The 9,515-nt window shown below is 69.0% G+C and carries 8 protein-coding genes; all 8 read right to left on the bottom strand.

Annotation, left to right across the window (positions count from 1 at the left end; all coding sequences use genetic code 11):
* Positions 1 to 1,257: CTP synthase (gene pyrG / locus GORHZ_RS00530; RefSeq protein ID WP_006329264.1), on the bottom strand; the 1,257-nt coding region annotated here is incomplete at its 3' end.
* Between the two features lie 114 nt (positions 1,258 to 1,371).
* Positions 1,372 to 2,307, bottom strand: a complete 936-nt coding sequence (locus GORHZ_RS00525) for a copper transporter (protein ID WP_006329263.1) — start codon at positions 2,305 to 2,307, stop codon at positions 1,372 to 1,374.
* Positions 2,308 to 2,310: 3 nt separating this feature from the next.
* Positions 2,311 to 3,501, bottom strand: coding sequence for a putative cytokinetic ring protein SteA (steA, locus tag GORHZ_RS00520; protein ID WP_040529529.1), 1,191 nt, complete (start codon positions 3,499 to 3,501; stop codon positions 2,311 to 2,313).
* An 84-nt stretch (positions 3,502 to 3,585) separates the two neighbouring features.
* Positions 3,586 to 5,352 carry a DNA repair protein RecN gene (gene recN / locus GORHZ_RS00515; RefSeq protein ID WP_006329260.1) on the bottom strand — a complete coding sequence of 589 codons (1,767 nt, stop codon included), beginning with the start codon at positions 5,350 to 5,352 and terminating at the stop codon, positions 3,586 to 3,588.
* A gap of 3 nt (positions 5,353 to 5,355) precedes the next feature.
* On the bottom strand, positions 5,356 to 6,363 hold the full coding sequence (locus GORHZ_RS00510; protein WP_006329259.1) for an NAD kinase: 1,008 nt from the start codon (positions 6,361 to 6,363) through the stop codon (positions 5,356 to 5,358).
* Between the two features lie 17 nt (positions 6,364 to 6,380).
* Entirely contained in the window at positions 6,381 to 7,268 is an 888-nt protein-coding gene (locus GORHZ_RS00505; protein ID WP_006329258.1) for a TlyA family RNA methyltransferase, read from the bottom strand.
* 13 nt (positions 7,269 to 7,281) lie between these two features.
* Positions 7,282 to 7,542, bottom strand: coding sequence for a hypothetical protein (locus GORHZ_RS00500; protein ID WP_040529525.1), 261 nt, complete (start codon positions 7,540 to 7,542; stop codon positions 7,282 to 7,284).
* Positions 7,543 to 7,555: 13 nt separating this feature from the next.
* Complete coding sequence (locus tag GORHZ_RS00495; RefSeq protein WP_006329248.1) at positions 7,556 to 9,403, bottom strand: HAD-IIA family hydrolase; 1,848 nt, start codon at positions 9,401 to 9,403, stop codon at positions 7,556 to 7,558.
* Between the last annotated feature and the right edge of the window lie 112 nt (positions 9,404 to 9,515).

Here is a 9,515-nt window from a genome sequence, read left to right as displayed (position 1 = left end):
GAACTCGGTCGAGCTCGCCCCGTCGAGTCCGGCCGCGCGCGCGGCCTCGATGACCGCGCACTGCAGACCCAGACACAGCCCCAACAGCGGGATCCCGCGGCGGCGTGCATAGGTGATCGCGCCGACCTTGCCCTCGATACCGCGGATGCCGAATCCACCGGGGACGAGCACCGCGTGGACGTCGTCGAGCGCGGCCTGCGCACCCTCGGGGGTCTGGCAGTCGTCGGATGGCACCCATTTGATCTCGGTGCGGGCACGCCAGGCGAAGCCGCCGGCCCGGATCGCCTCGGTGACCGACAGGTAGGCGTCGGGCAGGTCCACATACTTGCCGACGAGGGCGACGGTTACCGACTCGCGCGGGTCGTGCACCCGCCGCAGCAGGTCACCCCACTCGGTCCAGTCGACGTCGCGGAATGGCAGGCCGAGCTTGCGCACCACGTAGGCGTCGAGCTGCTCGCGGTGCAGCACCTTGGGAATGTCGTAGATCGACGGCGCGTCCGGCGTGGAGATGACACCCTCGACGTCGACGTCACACATCAGTGCGATCTTGTTCTTCAGCGGCTCAGGGACGTCGCGGTCGCAACGCAGGATCAGTGCGTCGGGCTGGATGCCGACGTTGCGCAGGGCGGCCACCGAGTGCTGGGTGGGCTTGGTCTTCAATTCACCCGACGGCGCGAGGTAGGGCACCAGGGAGACATGGATGAAGAAGACGTTGTCGCGTCCGACATCGTGGCGGATCTGCCGAGCGGCCTCGATGAACGGCAGCGATTCGATGTCGCCGACGGTGCCGCCGATCTCGGTGATCACCACGTCGGGTGCGTGACCGTCTTCACCGGGCTCCTGCATGGCCAGGACGCGGGACTTGAGTTCGTCGGTGATGTGCGGGATCACCTGGACCGTCTCCCCCAGGTACTCGCCGCGCCGCTCCTTCGCGATCACCGTCGAATACACCTGTCCGGTGGTCACATTCGCCGACTGGGACAGATTGCGGTCGAGGAACCGCTCGTAGTGTCCGACGTCGAGGTCGGTCTCGGCGCCGTCCTCGGTCACGAAGACCTCGCCGTGCTGAAACGGGTTCATCGTGCCCGGATCGACGTTCAGATACGGGTCGAGCTTCTGCATCGTGACCCGCAGGCCGCGTGCGGTGAGGAGCTGACCGAGACTCGATGCCGTCAGTCCCTTTCCGAGGGACGAGGCGACACCGCCCGTCACGAAAATATGCTTGGTGCCATCTTGCACATGGCGCAGTGGTCGCAAAACGCGTCTCCCGTCGGCTGAATCAGGCCACAACAGCCTGCTTACCTACGGGACTCCAGGGTAACACCTCACCGGCGGTTCGACTGCCGCCACACCGCTGTGCCCCGGCGACGACTACGCAGCCGGCCCTGTATCTCCGCCGACGGTGATCGACCGGGCGCCGGCTCCCGTGCCGAAGGCGCCGGTCCTGCCCGACGACTCGTTCTCGAGTACCAGCACGGTGGTGATGCGACCCGTCTGCTGATCGACGTTGTCGACCGTGGACACCGCGTTGCCGAGTCCGGGGTCGGCGCGGACGACGGCGATCGGGGAGCCTCCGGCCGCGGATCCGCTCCGACCGACCAGTGCGCCACCCTGCCCGCGGGCGGCCATCGCAGCGGCCAGACGGGCGAGCAACTGCCCCTGCGCTCCGGAATTGGCGGGCAGGGCGTCGCCGGTGACCATCACGACGAGGTCCGCCGAGCGCACGGCACGGTCGGCGAAGGAGATGAAGCCACCCTCGCGCAGCGCCTGCAGTCCGAGCCGGGCATCGCTCGTCGACGCCGGAGCGGCCCCGTCGCGGTGCAGCAGCAACGCGCCGAGCAGGTCGCCGCTGCGGCCGCCGGAATCGGTGAGTTCGGTACGCAATGTGGTGCCGGGCGGAATCGTCTGGTCGACGATCGTGCGGAGCTGTTCGGCGTCCTGATCGCGCACCAGCGCATCGGTCAACGCGATCTGGCCGGCGAAGCGGCCGCCCGCCGACGCGATGGACTCCTTGACGGCATCGACGTCGGCATCGACCGCACCGGGTGCGGTGACCACCAGCACGGAGTGGTCGGTCAGAGTGCCCTCGATCAGCCTCGGCGCGATCGCCGCCTCGAAACTGTTGGCGGCGTTGAGCTGCTGGTTGAGTTCGTCGCGCTCCCTCTCCAGATCGCCGATGCGATCCCGGGAGGTCCCGGTCACGGAATTGACGCTGTCACCGATGAACCCGGAACCGAGGAACAGACCGACCGCGAGGGCCAGGAACACCGCGACGAGCGAGATCGCGTGTTGCCGAAGGGAGATCATCTGCTACCTGCTGTTCCAGACCTCATGCGCCCAGTCGACGGCCTGGTGGTACTGCGCGATCCCCCAATCGGTGATCTCGGGGCCCAGGCTCGAGAGCATGACCGCCGCGATGATCGCGATGAGGGCGGCCAGGATCACGAACGCGATGGCGGCCCCGGAGACGCGGCTGCGATACAGCGTGGCGATGGCCTTGGCGTCCACCAGCTTCGGGCCCACCTTCAGCCGGGTCAGGAAGGTCGACGGGTTGCTCTCGCGCCGGGACCGGTCGAAGAAGTCGTCGAGCGTGCCGGGGTAGCCGACGGTGACGATCAGTTCGGCACCGTGATAGTCGGTGAGCAGTAACGCCAGATCCGCCGCCGAACCGGCCGCCGGGAAGGTGGTGGCGCCGATCCCGAGATCCTGAATCCGCGCGAGCCCCGGGGCGTGGCCGTCCGGGTCCGCCGGGAGCACCAGCTGCGCACCGGATTTGAGCGTGGCGGTCTTGATCTCATCGGGGTCACCGACGATCAGCGCCGGCTTGTGCCCGGCCTTCATGAGCGTGTCGGCGCCGGCCCCGACGCCGACGATGACCGGCGCGTACTCCTTGACGAACGGTTTGAGGGCCTTCAGATCCGCGGCCCGGTCGGGGCCGTCGGCGACGATGACGACGTGGCGGCCCGCGAGGTCGACGTCGACGTCGGGCACCCCGACCCCGTCGATGAGCAGCGGGGATTCGCTGCGGATGAACTCGATCGTGTTGCCGGAGAAGGCCTCCAGATGATCGACGAGTCCGGTCTTGGCCTCGATCATCCGGTCGGCGATGTCGCGCTCCTCGAGCTCGGTGCCGAGAGCGAGACGGCGTTCACCGACGAAGAGCCGATCGTCGTCGATCCGTACCTTGGCGCCGTCCTTGACCTTCTTGAAGACCTCGTGTCCGACGTTGTCGAGCAGGACGATGCCCGACGCGACCAGGACCTCGGGCCCGAGATTCGGGTAGCGCCCCGAGATCGACGCGGACGCGTTGACGACGGCCACGACGTTGGCTTGCACCAGCGCATCGGCGGTGATCCGGTCGAGATCGACCTCGTCGATGATGGCGATGTCGCCCGGGCCGACCCGGTCGAGCAGTCGGCGGGTGTTCTTGTCGATCCTGGCTATTCCGGTGACGCCAGGCAGTTCGTTGGTCGTACGGGCAAGCAGAGCAGGCATCTTCATGACGCCCATGATTAACGCGGGCACACACCATCGCGTGGAGGCGCGCCGTAACAATTACAACTTTTGTCACATCAGTAACAGCCGTCAGCGCTCATCGAGGGCTCCGGCCTTCGCCTTCTCGGTCTCCGCGGTGGCGAGAAGTTCTTCCGCGTGTGCCCGACCGGTGTCGGAGTCGCCGAGGCCGGCCAGCATCCGCGCAAGCTCGGCGACCCGTTCGTCACGGTCGAGCGTGCGCACCGTACTGGTGTGTGGACCGCGTGAGCGCGCCGGGGTGGAGTTCTTGCCGATCACCAGGTGGTTGTCGGCGAAGGCCGCGACCTGGGGCAGGTGGGTGACGACGATGACCTGATGGGCGCGCGCGAGACCTGCGAGCCGTCGCCCGATCTCGACCGCGGCACGACCGCCCACACCTGCGTCGACCTCGTCGAACACCATGATCGATCCGCTGGTGGGGGCCGCCAGGACCACCTCGAGCGCGAGCATCACGCGAGACAGCTCGCCGCCGGAGGCCGACTTGGAGATCGGCAGCCCGGTCGCGCCCTTGTGGGCGAGGAGCGCGAACTCGACCCGGTCGGTACCCGCGGACCCGGCGTGCACACGGCGCCCATCGAGTTCGATGGCCAGCCGGTCGTCGTCGGAGGCTTCCTCGGGCGTGACACCGACGGCGAGCAGCGCGTCGCCCATCGCCAGCCCACGCAGCTCGGCGGACACCTTGGCGGCCATGGACTTCGCCGCGGTGCCGCGGCGCCGATGCAGGGCCGCGGCGGCGTCGGAGACCTTCGCCTGCAGGGCTGCTGCGGTGGACTCGAGTTCGGCGATGGACCGTTGCGGATCGTCGATCTCGCCGAGTCGGGACTCGGCGGCATCGCGCCACTCGATGACCCCGTCGATGTCGGGAGCGTACTTGCGCACCAGCGCCTTCAACTCGGCCTGCCGGGTGAGCAGCTTCTCGAGTTCCTCGGCGTCGGCCGGCAGGTCGGCCATGAACGAGGTCAGTTCCTGACCGACGTCGGTGACCACGGTCAGCGCCTCGGTGACCCGGGGCAGCAGATCGCGCAGCGTGTCGTCGGGTGTCGCGTCGAGGATGCTGCGCAGCTGCCCGAGACCGTCGATGACCGATCCGGCATCCCCGGCGACGATCTCGTGTGACTGCGCCGCGGCCGCGCGGATGGTCTCCAGGTCCGACAGCCGCCGGATGGTCGCCGCGAGGTCGACGTCCTCGCCGGGCCGCGGATCCACGGCCGCGATCTCGTCGATCCCGAACCGGAGCCGGTCTGCTTCCTGCGCCAGCTCCCGCGAGTTGGTGCGCCGGGCGTCGAGCTCGTCGAGGACCTCGAGCCAGCGGTCGCGCGCGGCGCGATAGGCCTTCAGCGCCGCAGCGACCGTGGCTCCGCCGAAGGCGTCCAACGCGGCCCGCTGATGTTCGGGTTTGAGCAGCCGCAGCTGGTCGTTCTGGCCGTGGATGGTGAGCAGCTGGTTGGTCAGCCGGCCCATCACCCCGACAGGCACCGAGCGGCCACCCAGATGAGCCCGGGAACGTCCATCGGCGCCGACGGAACGCACCGCGATCATGGTGCCGTCGTCGTCGACGTCGGCACCCGACGACTCGAGGATCTCGGCGACGACCCGATCCCCCTCCGCGAGCAGAAACCGACCCTCGACGGTGGCCTTCGCATCCCCGGTCCGCACCCGGGAGGCATCCGCGCGGGCACCCGACAGCAGGTGGAGGCTGGTGACGATCATGGTCTTACCCGCGCCGGTCTCACCGGTGAGCACGGTGAAGCCCGGATGGAATTGCGCCGAGGCCCGTTCGATGACACCGAGGCCTTCGATGGACAGTTCTTCGAGCACCTTTTAGCTCTGCCTCCCCCGCCATCCCGTCACGGGCAGATCGAATTTGGTGACGAGGCGATCGGTGAAGGGGTCGGAGTCGATGCGGACCCAGAGCACCGACAGTTCGCTGCGGACAACCTCCACCCGGGCACCCGTGGGTACCTCGATGCGCCGCCGGCCGTCGCAGAGGACCACCGCGGGCCGACCCTTCTTGTCGATCTCGATGGCAACGCGTGACCGTGGGCTCGTGACCAGTGGCCGCGCGAACAGCGCGTGCGCGTTGCTGGGCACCACCAGGATCGCCTCGAGGTCGGGCCACATCACCGGCCCACCCGCGGAGAAAGCATAAGCGGTGGAACCGGTCGGGGTGGATACCAGCACACCGTCGGCACCGAAGGCCGACACGGGGCGCCCGTCGACCTCGGTGACGAGCTCGAGCACGCCGTTGTTGGTGCGGTTGAGGATGGCAACCTCGTTGAGCGCCCAGGTGTGCACCGGTGGTTCACCGGGCCGCGTCGGGTCGATCACGCTGACGTCGAGCGTCATCCGCGGCTCCACCCGGTAGTCGCGGTCGATCAGCTGCCGCATCACCTCGTCGACCCTGTTGGCCTCAGCCTCGGCGAGGAACCCGATCCGGCCGAGGTTGATGCCCAGGACCGGAACCTGTGCCGGGTAGGCGAGTTCGGCGGCCCTCAGGAACGTGCCATCACCGCCGAGCACGATGACGACCTCGCACCCCTCGGCAGAGGCCGGTACCGCGGAGGTGACCTCGACGGCGGCGCCCATGCTACGCAGATGCTCCGGATCGACCGGGTGGCTCTCGGGCCGGGCGGGTTCGGCGCAGGGCCGGGCCGGCACCGTCACGTCGTGGACCTTGGTGTCGTGGTCGACGACGCGCAGCTTGACCCCGGCAGCCGCGCAGTGCCGGGCGATGGCGTCCATCGTCTCGGTGACGATGTCGCGTCCGGTGTGGGCGACCACCAGGAACTCCCGGTGCTCGGCCCTATCGGCGGCCTCGGCTGTGGCCACTGTGGTCCCTTCGTCGGTCATGCCGGCCCGTTCTCGACGGCTCTCGCGATCATGGCGATCAGCGGTGCGTCATCGGTCCCCGCCCCTGCGTCCTCTCGGTCTCCGACCTTATCGGGGGCACCGACGTGCTCGTCGGGCCGGTCCTGCTCGACCTCACGTGTCTTGTGCAGCCACAGGAAGTACTCGACGTTCCCGGACGGACCGGGCAGAGGGCTGGCGACCACTGCGCGCGTGTCGAGACCGAGCCGCCCAGCCGTCCGGGCCACCGTCAGCACCGCTTCGGCCCGCAGGGCGGGGTCGCGGACGACGCCACCGGAACCCACGCGTTCCTTACCGACCTCGAACTGCGGCTTCACCATCGGGACCAGGTCGCCACCGACGCGCGTGCAGGCCGCCAACGCCGGTAGTACCAGCGCCAGCGAGATGAACGAGAGATCTGCGACGACCAGGTCGACCTCGCCGCCGATGTCGTCCGGACTCAGGTGGCGCACGTTGGTCCTGTCGTGGATGTCCACGCGCGCGTCGTCCTGCAGGCGCCAGACGAGCTGGCCGTAGCCGACATCAACGGCCACGACCTGCCCGGCGCCCCGCCGCAGCAGCACGTCGGTGAAGCCCCCCGTCGAGGCCCCGGCGTCGAGGCAGCGCCGCCCCGGTACCGCCAGGCCCATCGGCTCGAACTCCTCGAGGGCACCGATCAATTTGTGTGCGCCGCGCGACGCCCAATCGTCACCGACGCTGTCCACCACGACGATCGGCGTGTCCTTGGCGACATTGGTCGCCGGTTTCGCCGCGACCACACCGTTGATCTTGACCAGTCCGTCGGCGATGAGTCCTCGGGCCTGCTCCCGCGACCGGGCCAGGCCACGACGGACGAGTTCGGCGTCGAGGCGCGCGCGTGGGGCCACGTGTCAGCAGCTCCTATCGAGGGTCGACATCTTCCAACGCGTGAGTCAACGCCTCGTGGGCATGTTCGAGCAGCTCGGTCTGACGGGCGAGCGCCGCGGCATCGAAACCGTCTCCCGTCGCCTGCCGGATCTCGTCGACCTGGGCGAGCAGAGCCATCACCGTGTCGGTGACCGCCGACGGATCCACCGTCTCCTCGGCCACCGCACGCGGCATCAGGTGTGGTCCCGGGCGCGGTGGACCCGGGACCGGGCCGCGAGACGTCGGTTCGGTCATGATGGCATCAACGCTAGCGCACCGCGCCGACGCCGGCCGACTCCAACAGACCGCTCACCTGCTCGTCGGCACCGGACACCTGCAGCAGCGCCGGATCGAGGCCGTTCTCGTCGATCGCGTGCCACACCGACGCGGCCAGCGCCGGCAGGAGACCTTCGCGGCGTCCGTCGCCGTCGGCGTGCACGGTCACGGCGTTTCCGTCCACCGCGATCCGCCACCCCGGCTGCTCACCAGCACGGACGCTGTCTGCATCCGTGAACAACCCGGTCAGGTCGGCGATGACGTAGGTCGGCCGCTGTTCGGGCGGCGCGACCAGCAGGTCGGCCACCGAGCTCACGCCGGTGAGGACGAGCGCGCTGTCCACGCCGACCGAATGCGCGCCCTCGATGTCGGTGTCGAGCCGGTCCCCGACCACCAACGGCTTGGATCCGCGGCTGCGGGAGATGGCGTCGGCCATCAGCGGTGCCGCCGGCTTACCGGCGACGAGCGGTTCCTGCCCGGTGGCGTTGGCCACCGCGGCGACCATCGATCCGTTGCCGACGAGATTGCCCCGTTCGGACGGCAGGGTCGCATCGGTGTTGCAGGCGATCCACAGCGCACCGGCATTGATGGCCAGGACCGCCTCGCACAGCTGGGCCCACCCGGTGTCGACGGAGTGACCCTGGATCACCGCGGCGGGTCGGTCGTCGGCGCTGCGGGTCACCGCGATGCCGACCTCACGTACCTCCTGGGCGAGGCCCTCGGTGCCGATGACCAGGGCTCGCGAACCGGGCTCGAGATGCTCCGACAGCAGCCGCGCCGCCGATTGGGCGCTGGTGACGATGTGGTCGACCGAGGTCGAGAAACCGAGTTCGGAGAGATGCCGTAGCACTTCGGTGGGTCGTCGGCTGGCGTTGTTGGTGACGAAAAACTGTGGTGTGTTGACGTTTTCGAGCGATTCGCGAGCGCCCGGAAGGGCACGTTGCCCGGCGAACACGGTGCCGTCGAGGTCGAGCAGCAACGCGTCGTAGCGTGTGCCGAGGGCACCGTCCTCGGGGACGACGCCCGATGACGCCTCGGCTCCGGACTCCGGCCCGTGGCCGTCGGTCGGGAGTTCGATGTCGGGTTCGGTGTCGGACGCCAGATCGACCAGACGCAGTTCGGCATCGGTCACGTCGTCGACATCGGCCGACGCCGCATTCATGAACCAGGTGATCGCGTCGTCGGTGCGCCCCGCCGCCGCGAGCGCCGAGGCGTACGCGTAATACAGGCGCGCCACCGGGGTCCCGGAGCGCCCGGGCGAGAGATCCTCCGATTGCAGTGTCACCACGGCCTTTTCCGGTTCGCCCAGGTCGACACGGGCCCCGGATTCGACGATGCGCATCTCGGTGGCCTCGTCTCCGGTGAGCGCACGACCTTCCTCGCTGCGCGCGATCTCGATCGCCCGTGCCGCACGACCGAGACCTCGTTCGGCATCGGCGATCAGGGGCAGCAGCGCCGAGTTCCCGGTGATCCGCCGGGCCGCACGCAGCTCGGAGAGCGCCTCCTGCCACTCGCCCGCGTTGTAGGCGGCGATACCGACAGTCTCGCGAACCAGGCCCACACGACCGGCCCGCCGCCGCGCCGCACGGGCATGTTCGAGGGCACGGGCCGGATCCTCGTCGAGGAGACGCGTCACCATCACGAGATGGCGCGCAACGTTTTCCGCGTTCGTCTTGTCCAGCGTCAGCAGGTCACGACGTACCTCGGTGTCGAGGTCGGAGGCCGCGACGTCGTCGGGCAGTGCCGGCTCGTCAGGACGGCCCGCGGAACCTGTACCCCGCGTGCGTTGCGGACGGGCAGGTGCGCCGCCCCGCCGGGGCGTGCGGTCACGATCTGTCATAGCAGCCAATCTATGCTTCGAAGCCTCTGTGAAGAAATCGACGGGGACGACATCGGACCCCAGAACAGGACGAAGGCCCTGTATCCGGATGAGGTGTTCATCGGATACAAGG

It is taken from the genome of Gordonia rhizosphera NBRC 16068 (assembly GCF_000298195.1).
Classification (GTDB): Bacteria; Actinomycetota; Actinomycetes; order Mycobacteriales; family Mycobacteriaceae; genus Gordonia; species Gordonia rhizosphera.
This window is presented reverse-complemented; position numbering and strand designations above follow the sequence as displayed.

Excerpts from the sequence above, each read along its gene's own strand:
- steA (WP_040529529.1), bottom strand. The coding sequence starts at position 3,501 with ATGAAGATGCCTGCTCTGCTTGCCCGTACGACCAACGAACTGCCTGGC.
- GORHZ_RS00500 (WP_040529525.1), bottom strand. The coding sequence starts at position 7,542 with ATGACCGAACCGACGTCTCGCGGCCCGGTCCCGGGTCCACCGCGCCCG.
- GORHZ_RS00525 (WP_006329263.1), bottom strand. The coding sequence starts at position 2,307 with ATGATCTCCCTTCGGCAACACGCGATCTCGCTCGTCGCGGTGTTCCTG.
- GORHZ_RS00495 (WP_006329248.1), bottom strand. The coding sequence starts at position 9,403 with ATGACAGATCGTGACCGCACGCCCCGGCGGGGCGGCGCACCTGCCCGT.